Raw genomic sequence first — 18,027 nt, forward strand, 5'->3', positions numbered from 1 at the left:
CCTCTCCTGCTATTTATATGCGTCCGGCAGGATTTGAACCTGCAACCTTTGGCTCCGGAAGCCAATGCTCTATCCACGTTGAGCTACGGACGCAGATTTTTCAGCAATATCTTTAAGTAATTTTATTTCCTGTTTATACAGACTTTCATCTGGAGTTTCAAGCACAAATAAACATTTTGAAAAATAATCATCTTGTAAAAATAGCTTAAAGCATCTCATATTTATAAATCCTTTTCCTATGCTTTCATGTCTATCTTTATGAGAGTTAAAAGGCACTTTTGAATCATTTGTATGTATCACTTTTACATATTCTAATCCTATTATCTTATCTAACTCTTTTTTATAGTTATAAAAGCCTTTATCTTCATCTATTTTGTAGCCGGCTGCAAACAAATGGCAGGTATCAAGGCAAACTCCTATTTTTTCTTTTAAAAATGGCTCCATCATCTGATATATTTCTTCCGTAGTTTTTCCAAGCTCTCCTTTCTGTCCTGCAAGGGTTTCATATAAAAATGTTGTATTTTTTAATTTAACATTGCTAAATATTTCTTCCATAGCTTTTATTACCATTTGTATGCCTTCTTTTTCAGGTCTTCCTTTTGTTTTGCCGGCATGAATAACATAGTACTCTATACCAAGCTCTTCACAAAGCTCTAATTCTTCAATAACTCCCTGTATAGATTTTTTTCTTAATTCTTCATCATCTGATGCAAGATTGAATAAATAAGAAGCATGAACTACTACCGGCATATATTTTTTCTTTCTGAATGCTTCTTTTTCCTGAGCTGACCTTTCTGTCCATTTCCAAGCTCTTGGGGAGCGGACAAAAAATTGGGCTGTCGTTGCTTCTAAACTTTTAGCTCTGTCAAAAACTAAATCTATTGATTTTGATGATGATACATGAACTCCTATTCTAACCATTTTAGCTTAAACCTTCCTGTTATAAACGGATTGTATTTTTTTCTCTTCCTATGGTGGTTTTTTCTCCGTGTCCCGGATATACCACCGTATCTTCAGGCAAATTCATAAGTTTTTGTAAAGAAAGTTCCATCTGTTTGCTATTCCCACCTGGCAAATCTGTTCTTCCTATGCTATCTCTAAAAAGTGTATCTCCTGATATTACAATCTTATTCTTTTTATTAAAAAAACAAACACTTCCGGGAGTGTGTCCCGGCGTTTCTATAACATTTAATAATATATTGCCGATTTTTATTTCATCACCTTCTTTTAAATCAAAATCTGGTGGTGGGCATTCTACGGCATTTAAAATAAAAGATAAACCGGTAAACAACTCATTATTTAATAAAAATTCATCTTTCCTATTCATATAAAAAGGAATGTTTAATCTATTTTTAATATATCCTACTTGCCCTGTATGGTCTATATGACCGTGTGTATTTATAATGGCTACCGGATTTAAACCTTCAACTGCTTTTAATATTTTTTCTCCTTCTGCTCCCGGGTCAACAATAGCACATTCTTTACTTAATTCATCAATTACAATTATGCAATTTTCTGCTAAATTTCCAACTGTTAATACTTTTATCATTCTTTTATTCCAAGATAGTTTCTATCAACATGGGTTGTGGTGTATGTTCCTTTTAAAAATTCTTTATCATTTAATATTTTAAGATGAAATGGAATAGTTGTTTTTATTCCTTCTAATATAAACTCCTCAAGGGCTCTTTTTCCTCTTTTTATTGCTTCTTCTCTATTTTTTCCCCATACTATCAACTTTGCTACGAGAGAGTCATAATATGGTGGGATTGTGTATCCTTGGTAAATATGGGTATCAATCCTTACACCATATCCACCGGGAATGTATAACTTTTCTATGGTTCCCGGATTTGGTGTAAATTTTTCAGAATCTTCTGCATTTATTCTAAATTCAATAGCATGTCCGTTTAATTTAATATCTTCTTGTTTTATATTTAATTTTTGACCATCTGCAATTTTAAATTGCCAAGAAACAATATCTATACCGGTTACCAATTCTGATACAGGATGTTCTACCTGTATTCTACCGTTCATCTCTATAAAATAAAAATTTTTATCCTTATCAACAATAAATTCTACAGTGCCTGCACCGGTAAATCCTATATGTTTTGCAAATCTAACAGCAGCTTCTCCCATGGATTTTCTTATCTCTTCATCAATAAAAATAGAAGGTGCTTCTTCAACTAATTTTTGATGTCTTCTCTGGATAGAACAATCCCTTTCACCCAAATATATTACATTTCCAAAATTATCTGCAAGTATCTGTATTTCTATATGTTTTGGATTTAATATGAATTTTTCTATATATACCCTTTTATCTGAAAATGCAGCTTCTGCCTCTTTTTGAGCTATTGGAAGGAGTTTTACAAGCTCTTGCTGATTATGGGCTACTCTCATACCTCTGCCACCACCACCGGCAGCAGCCTTTATCAAAACCGGATATCCTATCTTTGATGCAACTTCAAGAGCTTCTTCTATTGTTTCCACAGGAGGACTTCCCGGAATTGTAGGGACACCGGCTTCTTCTGCTGCTTTTCTTGCTAAAGCTTTATCTCCGGTTAGTTTAAGGGCAGATGAAGAAGGCCCTACAAATTTTATATTACTTTTTTCACAAATAGAAGCAAATGTATAATTTTCTGCTAAAAATCCATATCCAGGATAGACAGCATCTGCTCCGGTTAGCTCAATTGCTGATAATATTGCAGGAATATTCAAATAACTTTTTGAAGATGGAGCATCTCCTATGCATATAGCAATATCTGCTAAATCTTTATGAATACTATTTTTATCGGCAGTTGAATAAACAGCAACAGATTCTACTCCAAGCTCTTTCAGTGCTCTAATAGCTCTTACAGCAATTTCTCCTCTATTGGCAATCAATACTCTTTTAATATTTTTCAACAACTTTTTCCCTCAAAAAATTTTTATATAATAATTATATTACAAAAATATAAATAGAGGATTAATCTGTGGAACAACAAAGAAAATTATTTATACTTCGAAAATTGGTAGATTTAGGAATAGTTCCGGTTGAAAAAGTAAGGGGAAATTCAAAAATAAAAGAGTTAGAAAATGATTTTACAGATATTCTTGTTTATTTGATTAAAGAAGGTATTGCAAATGAGCAAGATATAAAGAACTTTTTTGTGAAACATTTTAATTTTAAACCATTTACAAAAGATTTACAGATAAACATACCAAAAGAGATTTTAGAACAGCTTTCTTTTAGTTCCCTAAATAAAGAAAAATTTGTCCCTATCTCATATAATCCGGAAAACAATTCATTAACAATAGTAATGCTAAACCCATTAGATAAAGAAGTTATAAATTATCTTAAGTTTATAGGAATAAAAAGTTTAAATATATACGTGGCAACTTTATCTGAGATAGAAGAGTTATTAAAAGAAGTTTCTACAATGATGCCGGCAGCATCGGTTTTGGAGGATTTAGAATTTGGTGAGAATGTGGCAGAAGAAGAAATTATAGAAGAAGTAGATTTATCTAAGATATCAAAAGAAGCAGAAGAAGCACCTATAATTAAATTATCTTATGGCTTGATAGAAGAGGCTTATAATAAAGGAGCATCAGATATTCATATTGAGCCTTTTGAGAAAGAATTAAGAGTAAGATATAGAATTGATGGAATTTTAAGAACAGTAAGAAAACTTCCTACTGCTATTAAGGATTCATTGGTAGCAAGATATAAAATAATGGCAAAACTTGATATATCGGAAAAAAGATTACCCCAAGATGGAAGAATTAGGGTAATTATTGCCGGAAAAAAAGTTGACCTTCGTATGTCTACTGTCCCTACAGTTTATGGTGAAAAAATAGTTATGAGACTTCAAGATGCAGAAAGTTATCTAAATGTTAAATTGGAAAATCTTGGATTTGAAGAGGACGATTTGGTTATTGTCAGAAAAGGTATATATAGCCCGTGGGGCATGGTTCTTGTAACAGGACCAACAGGTTCAGGTAAAACTACCACACTTTATTCTGCTCTTATGGAAAGAAATAAAGAAGATGTAAATATATCAACGGCAGAAGACCCGGTAGAAGTTTCTATACCGGGTATTAATCAGGTTCAGGTAAAGGAACAGATAGGATTAACATTTGCAACCGTTTTAAGAGCATTTTTAAGACAAGACCCTGATATTATTCTTGTAGGGGAGATAAGAGATGGAGAAACAGCAGAGATAGCTATAAAAGCAGCATTAACCGGACACCTTGTTTTTTCTACATTACACACAAATGATGCACCATCATCTATTATCAGATTGATAGATATTGGAGTAGATAAATTTTTGGTTTCTACAACAGTAAATCTAATAATAGCACAAAGATTAATAAGAAAATTATGTAATGAATGCAAAATGCCTATTGATTATGATAAACATGCTTTAAAAGGATTTGGTTTATCAGATGAAGATATAGAAACCGGAACATTTTTTAAGCATAATCCACAAGGATGTCCTAAATGCAATCATACAGGATACAAAGGAAGAACTGCCGTCCATGAAATTTTATGGCTTGATGATGAGATAAAAAAAGCAATAAATCAGGGAGCAACATCTGACCAAATAAAAGAAATAGCAATAAAAAAAGGTATGAGAACATTGTATCAGGATGGACTTATAAAATTTAAGAAAGGAATAACAGATATTGCCGAAATAGAAAGAGTATTAATGAAATAGGAGGGTTAAGATGGAAGAGTTTAAAATGCCAGCTATAGATGAAATAGCAAGGGAAGCATTAAACAAAAAAGCATCTGATATTCATTTAACAGCAGGATTACCACCTGTAATAAGGGTTGATGGTAAATTAGTACCACTTACTCAATATCCACCCTTTACTCCAAGAGATGTGCAACAATTTATTTATTCATTTATGAATGAAAAACAAAGGAGAACTTTTGAAGAGAAGAAGGAACTTGATTTTTCTTTTGGTATTAAAGGTATAGGAAGATTTAGGGTTAATGTATTTTATCAAAGAGGAACTGTAGCAGCAGCACTCAGAAGAATTCCTTATGAAATTAAACCAATGGAAGAACTTGGATTGATACCGAAAGTAAAGGATTTGTGTCATCTCAGTATGGGTTTAGTTCTTGTAACAGGTCCAACAGGTTCCGGTAAAACTACTACCTTGGCATCTATGATTGATTATATAAATACAAATTTTCCTCACCATATTATAACCATAGAAGACCCTATTGAATATATTTATCAACATAAGAAATCTGTTGTAGCCCAAAGAGAGGTAGGAACAGATACAGATTCTTTTGCAAATGCATTAAAATATGCTTTAAGGGAAGATCCGGATGTTATACTTGTTGGTGAGATGAGGGATTTGGAAACAATAAGAGCTGCTTTAACTGCAGCAGAAACAGGACACCTTGTTTTTGGAACATTACATACAAATACTGCAGTCCAAACAATAAACAGAATAATAAATGTTTTTCCTATGGAAGAGCAAGACCAAATAAGAACAGAACTTAGTTTTGTATTGCAAGGAGTGATTTCACAGAGATTATTACCTAAAATAGGAGGTGGAAGAATTTTAATCCATGAAGTATTAATTCCAAATACGGCTATTAGAAGTTTAATAAGAGAAAATAAGATACATCAAATTTATGGGCTTATGCAGACAGGACAGGCAGAAACCGGTATGCAAACAATGAATCAATCATTATACAAAGCTATCCAACAAGGATTGATAACATTAGAAGATGCATTAAGAATTTCACCTGATGTAGCCGAATTAAAAAGAATGCTTAAAATAACATAAATGGAGCGGTGAAAATGAGATTTAGATATGAAGCAAGGGATATATACGGTATAAAAAAACAAGGAATAATTGAGGCAGATTCAATAATAGTAGCAGAAGAACAATTAGCAACTTCCGGTTTACAAGATATAAAAATATTTGCGGAAAAAGAAAAGGAAAAAGTAAAAGAGAAAAAAGAGATATCATTACCTATTTTTAAAGGAAAAGTAAAGGAAACAGATTTGGCTATCTTTACAAGACAACTTGGTGCAATGATAAATGCAGGTATAGGTATAGCACAGGCATTAGAAATATTATCGGAGCAACTTCCTAACAAAACATTATCAGAAACATTAAAAAAAGTAACAGATGATGTACTTGCAGGAACATCTTTAGCAAAAGCAATGGAAAAACATAAAAAGGTATTTCCGGAATTTCTTATAAATCTTGTTGCAGCAGCGGAAGAATCAGGGAAATTAGATATAGTATTACAAAGAGCTACAACTTATTATGAAAAAATAGCTGCAATTAAAAGAAAAATAAAAAGTGCTTCTTGGTATCCTACAGCTGTTGTTGTTATTGCTACTATTATTGTTACCGGATTATTAACATTTGTTGTACCTACATTTGCACAAATCTATGAAAGTTTTGGTGGAGAGCTTCCTGCACCAACCCAGATTTTAATAAATATCAGTAATGCTTTAAAAAATAGTATTTTATATATTATTGGTTTTATAATATTATTTTTCTTGCTAAACTCATATTTTTATAAAACAGAGCAAGGAAAAAGATTTTATCATAGGTTGTTCTTAAAACTACCTTTACTTGGTAAAATTTTTCATAAAGGAGCATTGGCAAAATTTGCAAGAACATTAGCAACTTTAATAACTGGTGGAGTGCCGATAACAAGGGCAATAGAAATCTCTGCAAAAGTTACCGGAAATGTAATAATAGAAGAATCACTTCAAAAAACAAAAACTGATATTGAAGAGGGTAAAGAAATATCAAAATCCCTTGATAAAAAATTATTTCCGCTTATGTTTATTGCTATGGTTAGTGTAGGTGAAAGCACAGGTAGAATAGATGAAATGCTTGATACAATAGCTTCTTTTTATGAAGATGAGATAGATAGAGAAGTAGATGCACTAATATCTTTAATAGAGCCACTTTTAATGGTTGTTATAGGTGGTATAGTAGGATTAATCTTAATAGCTTTATATTTACCAATCTTTAAAATGGGAGAGCTTATTAAGTAAAATGAAAATAGCTGTGGCAATGAGTGGAGGAGTGGACAGTAGTGTTACTGCCCTTCTCCTTAAAGAAAAAGGATATGATGTTGTAGGAATAACATTAAAACTTTCTTCTGTTGATAGCTGTAATATAGATATACAGGTATGTTGTAGTGATAAAGATATTTTAGATGCAAAAAATGTAGCAAATTATCTTGGTATTCCCCATTATGTTTTTATCTGGGAAGATTTTTTCAATAAAAAAGTTATAAAACCTTTTATAGAAGATTATAAAAATGCATTAACTCCAAATCCTTGCTGTGTATGCAATAGGGAAGTAAAAACCGGTGGATTAGCTAAATTTATAAAAAATCTCGGTTTTAATTATCTTGCAACCGGTCATTATGCAAAAATAGAAGAAAATCCAAAATATGGAAAAATTATAAAAAGAGGAAAAGATACACAAAAAGACCAATCTTATTTTTTAGCTCTGCTGGAAAAAGAGATTTTAGATTATATTATGTTTCCAATAGGAGATTTTACAAAAGAAGAGATAAGGGAGATTGCAAAAAAATATAAACTTCCTGTTTCTCAAAAAAGTGATAGTTTTGAAATATGTTTTACAGCAGGAAAAACTCCGGCAGAATATATGTACGAAAATCAGCTTTCAGAATTTGAGGAAGGAGAGATAGTTCATATCTCCGGAAAAGTTCTTGGAAAGCATAATGGCATTATAAACTATACCATAGGACAAAGAAGAGGTCTTGGAGTAGCATGGAAAAAGCCTTTATATGTTATAGAAAAAGATAAAATAAACAACAGGGTTATTGTAGGAGAGATAGATTATTTATTAACAGATAGAGTTTCTGCAAAAAGTCTTAATCTCTTTGTAGAGCCGGATAAGTGGGAAAAAATATCTGTTCAGGGAAGATATAAACAAAAACCGGTTCCTGTAAAAGATTTTGAATATAAAGATGGTATATTAACCGTATTTTTTGAAGAAAAACAGCCAAAATTCGCAAAAGGTCAAATACTTGCAGTTTATGATAATGATATATTACTTGCCGGTGGAGTAATTATTTAAAATAAATTTAATGGCTTCTTCTTTTGTTTTTATAATACCTTCAATCTGCTTTTCCTCAAGCTCTTTTTTTATTTTTCCTACAAGAGGTGAAGGTTTTATATTTAAAAGTTTTATAATTTCTTCTCCGGTTAAAAGAGGTTCTTCTATAATTTCTTTTTTGTATAAATTTTCATAATAATCATCTATTTTTTTTATAAAATCTGTATCTTTGTATTTTACCAAGAAAAGTAGAAAAATATAATCTTTGTATTCTTTATATCTATAAAAGAAAAAATTAACTGCGTTTTCTCCTTTATATACCTTTTCAAGCTGTTTAAATCCGTTTATCAGATTGATGCAAAATTTTTCAGCTTTTTCTCCAAGATTTAAATTTTTTAGAATCTGTATTTCATCTGTATTAGATAGGAGAAATAAAGATAATTTTATCAATGGTTTTTCATTAAATCCGGTAAGAAAGTTTTGTTTATATTCTATGTTTATTAAACAATCTTTGTTTTTCATTTAATTTTCACAATTTTTGAGTAGATTTTCTAATTCTTTCATATCTTCAAAAATATTTTTATCTTTTAAACTACTTTTTATTATTTTATTTTCAATCAGTTTTTTAAGGGTTTCTGCTGTGCCATCATTTTCAAAAATTTTTAATATCTCTTCTCTTATCCTTTCTTGAGGTGAGTTTTGAAGGATAGAAGCATTTTTTTCAATCCATTTTTCAAAATCTTTATCAATATTAAAATTAAGTTCCTGAGCTAATCTGTAAGCTCTTAATATTCTAACAGGGTCTTTTTTTATATTTTCAATAGAAACAGGTTTTATTAACTCTTTATTTAAATCTTCATAGCCATTTGAAGGGTCAAATAATAATGTTTGGGATACACCAAGAGATACAGTATCATCAAAATTAACTGCCATAGCATTTATTGTAAAATCTCTTGATAATAAATCTTCATATAATTTTTCTACGATTATCTTTTCCCTTTCTTCAAAATCTTTTATATCCGGAATTTCAAGATAAGAAAAATCAAATCTATATTTTATATCTCCTTCACTGAATAATATTGTTGCCACCTTTTTTTCTTTTTCAAATTGAAAAATATCTCCACCGATTAAACTTTTAAGCTTTTTTACTATATCAAAAGGGTCTGTGGTAACTATAAAATCTATATCTACTTTATTTGTAATTTTTCTATTTATTAATCTATCCCTTACCCAGCCACCAACAATAAAACAGATAGTATCTTTTCCAAGGGCTTTATATACACTATCAAAATAGCTATTATAAAATAAAAGCCCGTGAATATATCTTATTTTAAATTCCGGTAACTTTTCCTTATTAAAAATTTTTTGTAGAAATCCTTGGAAGCTAAGCATCAATATATATTTCCGAGGGTTTTTAGTTCATTTTTCATTCTTTCTATTAATCTTATTAAATTTTCAGCTTTATTTATCCATTCTTGAATAATATTTGCAGTTTTAGGAAAACTTTCTGAAAGTTCTCTATATTGGTATATTTTATCTTCTACAAATTTTTTTAAATTATCAAGGAATGTTTCCATAGCATTCATCTGCTTACTGTAATAAAATATATCTTTAAGCATTTCCCTTCTTTCCCTAACAGGCACATCAACGCCTATTGTATAACCTATCCTTTTTATATCTATTTTTGAAAGATATATGCCACTTTTAGCAGGTATTGTAAGGAGTTTGACTATTCTTTCAAATTCTGACTCTTCCTTCATTAAATCCATCATATTTTCTTGAAATTTTTTATTTGTTTGAAATGGATTTTTCATTAAATCTTTTTCATCAAACATTTGGCTTACCTCTAAATTTTATAAGTTGCTATAATATTATAGCATTTATATTTTAAAACAATAGGAGAGGAAATTGTTTAGAGGAAAAGTAAAAAAGATACATTTTATTGGTATTGGTGGCTCAGGAATGAATGGTATAGCACAGGTTTTATTAAATCAAGGGTTTATAATATCCGGTTCTGATTTAAAAGAAACCGAAACTGTGTTAAAACTAAAAGAAATGGGAGCAAAAATATTTATAGGACATAATCCTGAAAATGTTGTAGATACAGACCTTGTTGTTTATTCTTCTGCCGTAACACCGGATAATCCGGAACTTCAAAAAGCAAAAGAGCTTGGTATTCCTACTATTCCAAGAGGAGAGATGCTTGCTGAACTTATGAGATTTAAGTATGGTATAGCAATAGCCGGAAGCCACGGAAAGACAACAACAACATCAATGGTAGGAACAATCCTTGGTAAAACCGGATTTGACCCTACAGTCGTCATAGGAGGAAAACTTGAAGCTTATGGCAGTAATGCAAAGCTTGGTAGAGGAGAGTTTATAGTGACAGAATCAGATGAAAGTGATGGCTCTTTTTTAAGATTAACACCTACCATAGTATCAATAAACAATATAGATTTAGAACATATCGGATTTTATAAAGATTTAGAAGATATAAAAAATGCTTTTATTCAGTTTGCTAATAAAGTGCCTTTTTACGGAGCAGTAGCTGTCAATATTGATGATGAAAATGTAAGGTCAATTTTACCAAGAATTGAAAAAAAAGTTATAAAATTTGGACTTTCAGATGAAGCTCAAATTAAAGCAGAAAATATAGAGCTTATAGATGGAAGATATAAATTTCATATAAAAGGATACGGAGATATTCATTTATCAATACCGGGAAAACATAATATTTACAATGCTCTTGCTGCCATATCAATATCCCTTGAACTTGGTGTTCCGTTTTGTGTAATAAAAGAAGCCCTTGAGAACTTCAAAAATGCAAACAGAAGATTTGATATTAAATATAAAGATGAAAATATTATTGTTGTTGATGATTATGCTCACCATCCTACGGAAATAAAAGCCACTTTATCTGCTGCCAAAGATATGTATCCTGATAAAAGAATTATTGCAGTTTTTCAGCCACATAGATATAGTAGAGTAGCCTCATTATTTGAAGAATTTGCTAAATCTTTTGATATTCCTGATGTTCTTATCCTTACTGATATATATTCAGCCGGAGAAAAACCAATAGAAGGAATTACCGGAGAAGCTCTTGCAGAAAAGATAAAAGAGAGAAAAAAAGAAGTTATATTTGTAAAAGATATAAAAGAAGCAGAAAATCTTATAAAAAATATAATGAAAAATGGAGATTTAATAATAACACTTGGAGCCGGTAATATCACAACAATATCTGATAATCTATCTAAATTTTTGAGAGAGAGATGTTAAATTTTGGATTTGTAAATCAGAAAAATTTCTCTTTGCTTACAGATTTATATGAATTGACAATGGCACAAATTTATTTTGATAAAGGTATAAATGATGTAGCAGTTTTTGAGTTTTTCGTTAGAGATACTGAAAACAGAAATTATTTTTTAAATGCTGGTTTAGAGCAAGTTTTATATTATATATCCAATATAAGATTTGAAAAAGAAGAAATAGAATATCTAAGAACTACCGGTAAATTTTCCGATGAATTCCTAAAATATCTGAAAGATTTTAAATTTACAGGAAATCTTTATGCAATGGAAGAAGGAGAAATCTTTTTCCCTTATGAACCGGTTGTGGTTGTAGAAGCACCATTAATTCAGGCACAGATTTTAGAAACATTTATAATAAACACAATGCAGATATCTATTCTTATAGCTACAAAAGCTTTAAGATGTTATTCTGTTGCAAAAGATAAATTATTAGTAGAGTTTGGTCTCAGAAGAGCTCACGGAACAGATGCAGGAATGAAAGCCGCAAGAAATAGTTTTATCGGTGGCTTTGCAGGAACATCCAATGTTTTAGCCGGTAAAGAATTTAACATTCCAATCTTTGGAACAATGGCTCACTCCTTCATAATGGCTCACAATAGCGAAAAAGAAGCATTTTTAAACTTTGCTTTCAAATATAAAGAGAATACAATATTTTTAGTAGATACATACGATACAATTCAAGGTGTAAAAAATGCAGTTGAAGTAGCAAAATATCTAAATCTGAAAACCTTTAAAGGTATCAGGTTGGATAGTGGAGATATTATAACCCTCTCAAAAGAAGCAAGAAAAATACTTGATGAAAATGGTTATAAAGATGCTACAATTTTTGTCAGTGGCAGTATGAATGAATATAAAATAAAAGAATTTTTAGATAATAATGCACCGATAGATGGTTTTGGAGTTGGAACGGAGCTTGTTGTTTCTTCCGATTTACCATATCTTGATTGTGCTTATAAACTTGTAGAGTATGCAAAAAAACCAAAAATAAAATTAAGTCCCCAAAAAATAACACTACCGGCAAAAAAACAAGTATATAGGATAATAAAAGAGGGCATTATTCAAAAAGATATAATAACTTTATTTGATGAAAAATTAGAAGAAGCCAATCCTCTTTTAAAACCGTTTATCATAAATGGAGAATTGGTAGAAAAAAATTATCCATCTTTAAATCAAATAAAAGAAAAATCTTTAAACAATTTTAAAACTTTACCGGAAGAACTAAAAGATATATATAAAAAATATGAATTTTTACCGGAAATATCAAAATCTTTAAAGGATATAATGGAAAAATTAAAAAAAGAGGTTAGCTAGTTATCCTTACAGATATGTATTCATTCAATAAATCTTTCTATCCCTCATTCATTGAGAAACCTTATCTAACTCCCTGCCTTTTTGGTGGGGATTTTTTTGAATTCTTCATTCCCCTTTATTTTTTTCTACATAAACCTTTTTTTCAATCACTACTCTTGTAACCTTTTCTATCCCACATAGTTCAGATAAAACAAAAATAACATAAATTTAAATCATTATTTATATACTTTCTATCCCACATAGTTCAGATAAAACCTGTAGGAAGATATTTTAAGCTTTCCTTTGATACACTTTCTATCCCACATAGTTCAGATAAAACTATTTAGAAGAATTAAAGGAATCCTCAAAACAATTTGCTTTCTATCCCACATAGTTCAGATAAAACTGCATACCTTGATATTATATCCATGAGTGAAATTCAACTCGCTTTCTATCCCACATAGTTCAGATAAAACCTCTTGTTTTTCTAAAAAACCGGATATAAAATTATACTTTCTATCCCACATAGTTCAGATAAAACATTCCATATTCTTTGAGAGCGGTATGGAGAAGAAGATCTTTCTATCCCACATAGTTCAGATAAAACTTTTCTGTTTTTAGTAGGCTTTTTACTATTTTCTTTCTATCCCACATAGTTCAGATAAAACTGTAGAGTCTTTTAGTTTAGACTCATCTGAAATAGCTGCTTTCTATCCCACATAGTTCAGATAAAACAAAATAGACAGGCAAGGAAAAGAGAAGTTTAGAGATTCTTTCTATCCCACATAGTTCAGATAAAACCCGTCAATTTTTGTATAAAAAATAATAATGAAATTTTTAAATTTTGTCAAGAGGTTTTTAGCAAAAATTAGTTTAAAACTGAATAACCGCAAATTGATATTTTTTGCATCGAACCTCAGATAATGCAAATATATTTTCTGTTATATTCTCGCAAATCATTGATACAAGCCAAGTTAAACAGAAATATATTTTCTATTGAAAATGCAAAATTTTTGAAAAAATAAAACAGCGTTTGATTAATAGGCTCATCTTTCTCCTCAAAAACAAGAAAGAAAGTCTATTCTCTTATTCTATTGCCAAGTAATTAAACCAATTTTAAATAACCTAAAAAATTATAACATAAAAAAATTTAAAAAGTGGAAAAAGATTTAACTTCTTCCTCATATCTTTCTTGGATTTCTTTTGAAGAAAGAGAAAGGTTTTCATCTTTGTAAGATATGGCAAATGGAGAATTTTTTAATCTTTTTTCTTCTTTCTCCGGCATTGGTGGAATATCAGCAGAGATTGTGGCTATTGTAGAAGAGCTTTTTCTGCCTACCGGTGGCACAATTGATATTTTAAATCCGGCTTCTAATAATCCTTTTCGGACAGCCAAAGAAGCAGAATAAGTTGCAAATATTGCCGTCTCTTTCATAATTTTCCGGATCAACCTAAATAAATCCACGCTCCACATTTCCGTATTTACCTTTGGAGAGAAAGGGTCATAAAAAACTGCATCAAATTTTTCTCCATTCTCAGCAAGTTCTTTTATAATCTCCCTACCTTCACCTATTATAACCGTTATCTTTATATTATCTTTATCTATTTCCAAAGTTTTAAAAATCTTATTATTTAATAAAATCTCACCTTCTTTTAAAGAATTTATCAAAGAATAAGCATATTTTAAATTTTCCGGAATATCTAATATCTTTATTTTTTCAAGTATATTTTCATCTTTTTCAATGGATATAAACTCAATCTTTACATCTTTATTTATCTGTTTTGCAAATGTTATAGCAGTAGCAACATTATAACCAAGCCCAAAACCAACATCTAATATTTTTATACTTCCTTCTTTTGCAAGATTTTCTATATTACAGGGGATAATAAATTTATATAAACTTTCTGTATATGCTCCGGCTTTTATACTGTGATATGCTTCTTCATAATTGCTATTATATATTGTAGTTGTTCCATCATTTGTAATAATTAATTTATCTGTAAATCTAAATTCCGGTATTTCTTTTATAAACTCATTTTTAAGTAAATATTCCGAAAATTTCTTCAAACTTTCTATATGTTTTTTTTCAAGATTATAATCAAGATTTAAAAGATACTCTTTTGCAAAATCTTTATCAAAATTTATATTATCTAAATATTTATCTATATCATTAAAAAATCTTTCTTTTGTTTGGATTAATAATTTATGAAATAATAAAACTTCTTTTAGATGATTTTTATAAAAATCTTTTCTTACACACCATAAAGCAAATGTAAAAGGCATTTTTGTATATTTATACCAAAGATAAGATAAATCATATACATATTTAAATTTATCTTTAAAAAGAATTGCTGCATCACCTATGAATAAAACTGATTTTTCTTCAAGATTTTCCCAGTTTTCAAGGGAGTGATAAATAACATCCTTTTTTAAAAACTCTTTAAAAATTATTTTTGTAAGTAAGACAGAACTTTTAGATGCTTTTGTTAGATAAAGTTCTTTTATATCTTCCAATGCAGTATTTGATAATATTGATACAGATTTTACATCTTTGTATGAAGATATTGATAAATCCGGTAAAATCAGATAATCCTTATAATTTTCTATATATTCAGCAGAAGAGATAATCCCTATATCTATTTTTCCTTCTTTTAAAAGTTTATTTAAAACAGCAGGATAATCCTTTATTATCTGAATATCTATATCCGGTTTTATTCCTACTTTTTCAAAATCAAAAGGAAGAGTATTTAAAAAATTTATCCAGCCTACTTTCATTTATTTCTCTCTTTTTTCTCCATAGTAATAAGTATAAATGTTCTAAGTCTATGGGCAAATGCACTAATTATTATTCCGGCTATTAAACTTATTACTATTACTAATATTGCATATAATGATGGATTTTCAAGGGCAAATTTTGTAATTATATTCTCTGAAATTGTAATTATAGCTTTTGCTTTTTCTTTACCGAAAACAAGCTCATAAAATGTTGTAAATCCTACTGCTATCATAAGCATAGCCAAAAAGCCTTTTAATTTATCTCTTCCGAGCTTTTGACCTATATAAGCTCCAAATACTGCTCCAAAAGAAGAGCCAAGGAGCAAAATAAAAGAAAGTATTATATCTACATTATGATTTATCGTTGAATGAAAATATGTTAAAAAGATAGTAACAAACATCATCTGAAAGATACTTAAAGCTACTGCTTTTTGTGGTTGATAATTTGCAAAATACATAAGTGCCGGAGTTGTAATATTTCCACCACCAATACCAAGCATAGAAGCTAAAAATCCGGAAGATATACCAACAAAAACCGGAACTAATAATGACACATCTCCGATTTGAAATTTTATTTTAAATGGCAATTTATCAGCAATTTTTTTTAATTTTCCTTCTTCATTCTCTTTTTTCTTTTTTAAAGCATCTATCAGCATTAAACCGCCAAGAATAAATAGATATATAGTATATATAGTTAAAACTGCTTCCCTAAAATGTCCTGCTTTTTCTAAAATATGGGTTATTATTGTTCCTAATGTTCCACCTACTACTCCAAAAATCACTATAAAAATACCCATTTTTAAATCTATATTTTTTAATTTCCAATGGGTAAAAAATCCTGATACAGTAGCACCTATCATTTGGGATATAGATGTGCCAACTGTTACAATAGGTGGTATCCCAAGTTTTATCAATGCAGGGTTGAGTATTATACCGCCACCTATACCAAGCATTCCGGATAATATCCCAACAACAACTCCAAGTATTATAAGCACAAAAGGATTAATATATACATTAGCAAGCGGTAAATATATTTCCAATTTTCACACTCCTGATTTTATTTAGAAAATAAGCTAATTCATGCTAAAATTTATATCATAAATTTCATTTTCAAACAATAAGGAGTTTTATGGATAGGAATATCTATTTTAGAAGTTTTATAATTTTCTGGATAATTTTTATATATTTTTGGAATGTATGGTTAAATGCTATATGGATACCTAATGAAAGCTTTTATGCAGAAGCAGTTAGGGAGATGTTTGAATCCGGAAATTTTCTTGATATTTATTATAACTATGAGCCAAGATTTAACAAACCACCTTTAACATATTGGAGTATTGCTTTATCTGTATTTATTTTTGGATTAAATGAGTTTGCCATTAGATTACCTATTGTTCTGATGGCTCTTGGAACAAATTTTTTAACATATCTTATAGCAAAAAGATTATATAACTCGGAAGTTGGATTTTATGCATTTGTTATTATGGCTGTTAGTTTTCAATTTATAATAAATTCAAGATATGCTTCTCCGGAAGTGCCACTTGCTTTTTTCTTCACACTTACTTTATATCTTTTCTTAAAAGGTTATCTTGATAAAGATTTCAAATATATATTTTTTTCTTATATTGCCCTTGGTTTAACAATTCTTACAAAAGGCTATCCTTACTTTTTTGTTATCTCCGGTATTGTCGGATTATATATTTTTATTGAAAAAAATTTTAGTATAAAAGAAATAATTAAAGAGCTAAAATTTTTAAAAATTTATATAGGTATTCCGGTAGCTTTAATTATAGGATTTAGCTGGATTGTTTATATGCATCTTAAATTTGGAGATTATTTTTGGCAGGTTTATAATGAAGAAACAATAAAAAGAGCATTTGCAGAAGAATCAAAATTTACAGATATATTTTTTTATCTTACCGTTATACTTTGGGGATTTTTACCTTATTCTTTAACATTTTATTATGGATTTATAAATAGTTTAAAAGATATAAAAAGATTTTCATTTATATTTAGCTGGGTAGTTGTGATGTTTATTATATTTACCATTGCAAAAGGCAAAATACCTACCTATTTTATACAGGCTCATCCGGCTTTATCTATTTTTGTATCTTATTATCTTACAAACTCAAAAAATGATTATCTATTTAAAGCCACCTTAATAATACCTGCTATTTTGATTACCGGATTAAATATTGCAATAATATATCTTTTTAAATTAGATTATATCTATTATCTTATATCTTTATTCCCTATTATTTATTTTATCCGGTATAAAGATTTAAAACTTTTACCATTTTTCTCAATTTTAATCACATTTTTTATATTTGTTGTTTCAATTCTTCCAAAAGTTGAAAAATATAGACCTTATAAAGAGATAGGACAGAAGGTTTTATTTGTAGATAAAAAGATACCTCTTATTATCCAAAATAGATTTTTCCATAATTTACCGTTTTATGCTCAAAGAAAGGTTTTGAGAGATTTTTCCAAAGAGCAGATAATAGATTATACCTTGAGTGAGAAATTAAATTCTAAGGGAAGCATTTATACCTCTTAACAAAGAAAAACCTAAAGCAAAACCATATAAATATGTCAAAAGTG

15 protein-coding genes, 1 tRNA gene and 1 CRISPR repeat array are annotated in these 18,027 nt (G+C 29.4%); of the genes, 7 read left to right on the plus strand and 9 right to left on the minus strand.

Annotated elements, in window-relative coordinates:
• Positions 1-18: 18 nt before the first annotated feature.
• The 4 genes from QOR43_RS02195 to accC form a co-directional block, all read right to left on the minus strand.
• Positions 19-93, minus strand: a tRNA-Arg gene (locus QOR43_RS02195).
• Positions 70-921, minus strand: a complete 852-nt coding sequence (locus QOR43_RS02200) for a deoxyribonuclease IV (protein WP_265133959.1) — start codon at positions 919-921, stop codon at positions 70-72. Before QOR43_RS02200 ends, QOR43_RS02195 begins: the two co-directional genes overlap by 24 nt.
• Before the next feature lie 19 nt (positions 922-940).
• Positions 941-1,549: an MBL fold metallo-hydrolase gene (locus QOR43_RS02205; protein WP_265133960.1), complete on the minus strand. Its 609-nt coding sequence runs from the start codon at positions 1,547-1,549 to the stop codon at positions 941-943.
• Positions 1,546-2,901, minus strand: a complete 1,356-nt coding sequence (gene accC / locus QOR43_RS02210; RefSeq protein ID WP_265133961.1) for an acetyl-CoA carboxylase biotin carboxylase subunit — start codon at positions 2,899-2,901, stop codon at positions 1,546-1,548. Before accC ends, QOR43_RS02205 begins: the two co-directional genes overlap by 4 nt.
• Before the next feature lie 65 nt (positions 2,902-2,966).
• On the opposite strand from accC, the gene QOR43_RS02215 reads away from it, so the two are divergent.
• The 4 genes from QOR43_RS02215 to mnmA are packed head-to-tail and all read left to right on the plus strand — an operon-like array spanning position 2,967 to position 8,073.
• Positions 2,967-4,691, plus strand: a complete 1,725-nt coding sequence (locus tag QOR43_RS02215; protein WP_265133962.1) for a GspE/PulE family protein — start codon at positions 2,967-2,969, stop codon at positions 4,689-4,691.
• Positions 4,692-4,701: 10 nt separating this feature from the next.
• Positions 4,702-5,781, plus strand: coding sequence for a type IV pilus twitching motility protein PilT (locus tag QOR43_RS02220; RefSeq protein WP_283571408.1), 1,080 nt, complete (start codon positions 4,702-4,704; stop codon positions 5,779-5,781).
• A gap of 14 nt (positions 5,782-5,795) precedes the next feature.
• Positions 5,796-7,016, plus strand: coding sequence for a type II secretion system F family protein (locus QOR43_RS02225; RefSeq protein WP_265133963.1), 1,221 nt, complete (start codon positions 5,796-5,798; stop codon positions 7,014-7,016).
• A gap of 1 nt (position 7,017) precedes the next feature.
• On the plus strand, positions 7,018-8,073 hold the full coding sequence (gene mnmA, locus QOR43_RS02230) for a tRNA 2-thiouridine(34) synthase MnmA (protein ID WP_265133964.1): 1,056 nt from the start codon (positions 7,018-7,020) through the stop codon (positions 8,071-8,073).
• On the opposite strand, the gene QOR43_RS02235 is transcribed toward mnmA, so the two are convergent.
• The 3 genes from QOR43_RS02235 to QOR43_RS02245 are packed head-to-tail and all read right to left on the minus strand — an operon-like array spanning position 8,047 to position 9,887.
• Positions 8,047-8,574, minus strand: a complete 528-nt coding sequence (locus tag QOR43_RS02235) for an HD domain-containing protein (protein ID WP_265133965.1) — start codon at positions 8,572-8,574, stop codon at positions 8,047-8,049. The two genes, mnmA and QOR43_RS02235, sit on opposite strands and share 27 nt — an antisense overlap.
• Positions 8,575-9,444, minus strand: a complete 870-nt coding sequence (locus QOR43_RS02240; protein ID WP_265133966.1) for a tRNA nucleotidyltransferase/poly(A) polymerase-related protein — start codon at positions 9,442-9,444, stop codon at positions 8,575-8,577.
• A complete protein-coding gene (locus QOR43_RS02245; RefSeq protein WP_265133967.1) occupies positions 9,444-9,887 on the minus strand; it encodes a hypothetical protein in 444 nt (147 codons plus the stop codon). The genes QOR43_RS02240 and QOR43_RS02245 overlap by 1 nt, the downstream gene beginning before the upstream one ends.
• Positions 9,888-9,960: 73 nt before the next feature.
• Between QOR43_RS02245 and murC the strand changes: the two genes are divergently transcribed.
• Together murC and QOR43_RS02255 are read left to right on the plus strand one after the other, a co-directional pair.
• Positions 9,961-11,328: a UDP-N-acetylmuramate--L-alanine ligase gene (gene murC, locus QOR43_RS02250; RefSeq protein WP_265133968.1), complete on the plus strand. Its 1,368-nt coding sequence runs from the start codon at positions 9,961-9,963 to the stop codon at positions 11,326-11,328.
• Positions 11,322-12,671: a nicotinate phosphoribosyltransferase gene (locus tag QOR43_RS02255; RefSeq protein WP_265133969.1), complete on the plus strand. Its 1,350-nt coding sequence runs from the start codon at positions 11,322-11,324 to the stop codon at positions 12,669-12,671. Before murC ends, QOR43_RS02255 begins: the two co-directional genes overlap by 7 nt.
• Positions 12,672-12,834: 163 nt before the next feature.
• Positions 12,835-13,451: direct repeats of the CRISPR family, unit length 29 nt; unit sequence CTTTCTATCCCACATAGTTCAGATAAAAC.
• Between the two features lie 349 nt (positions 13,452-13,800).
• On the opposite strand, the gene QOR43_RS02260 is transcribed toward QOR43_RS02255, so the two are convergent.
• Positions 13,801-15,426: an MqnA/MqnD/SBP family protein gene (locus tag QOR43_RS02260; protein WP_283571409.1), complete on the minus strand. Its 1,626-nt coding sequence runs from the start codon at positions 15,424-15,426 to the stop codon at positions 13,801-13,803.
• Positions 15,423-16,466: a sulfite exporter TauE/SafE family protein gene (locus QOR43_RS02265; protein ID WP_265135071.1), complete on the minus strand. Its 1,044-nt coding sequence runs from the start codon at positions 16,464-16,466 to the stop codon at positions 15,423-15,425. Before QOR43_RS02265 ends, QOR43_RS02260 begins: the two co-directional genes overlap by 4 nt.
• Before the next feature lie 89 nt (positions 16,467-16,555).
• Between QOR43_RS02265 and QOR43_RS02270 the strand changes: the two genes are divergently transcribed.
• Positions 16,556-17,983 (plus strand): ArnT family glycosyltransferase, encoded by a 1,428-nt coding sequence (locus tag QOR43_RS02270; RefSeq protein ID WP_265135072.1) that lies wholly within the window; start codon positions 16,556-16,558, stop codon positions 17,981-17,983.
• The last annotated feature ends 44 nt before the right edge of the window (positions 17,984-18,027 follow it).

This window comes from Venenivibrio stagnispumantis (genome assembly GCF_900182795.1).
Classification (GTDB): domain Bacteria; phylum Aquificota; class Aquificia; order Aquificales; family Hydrogenothermaceae; genus Venenivibrio; species Venenivibrio stagnispumantis.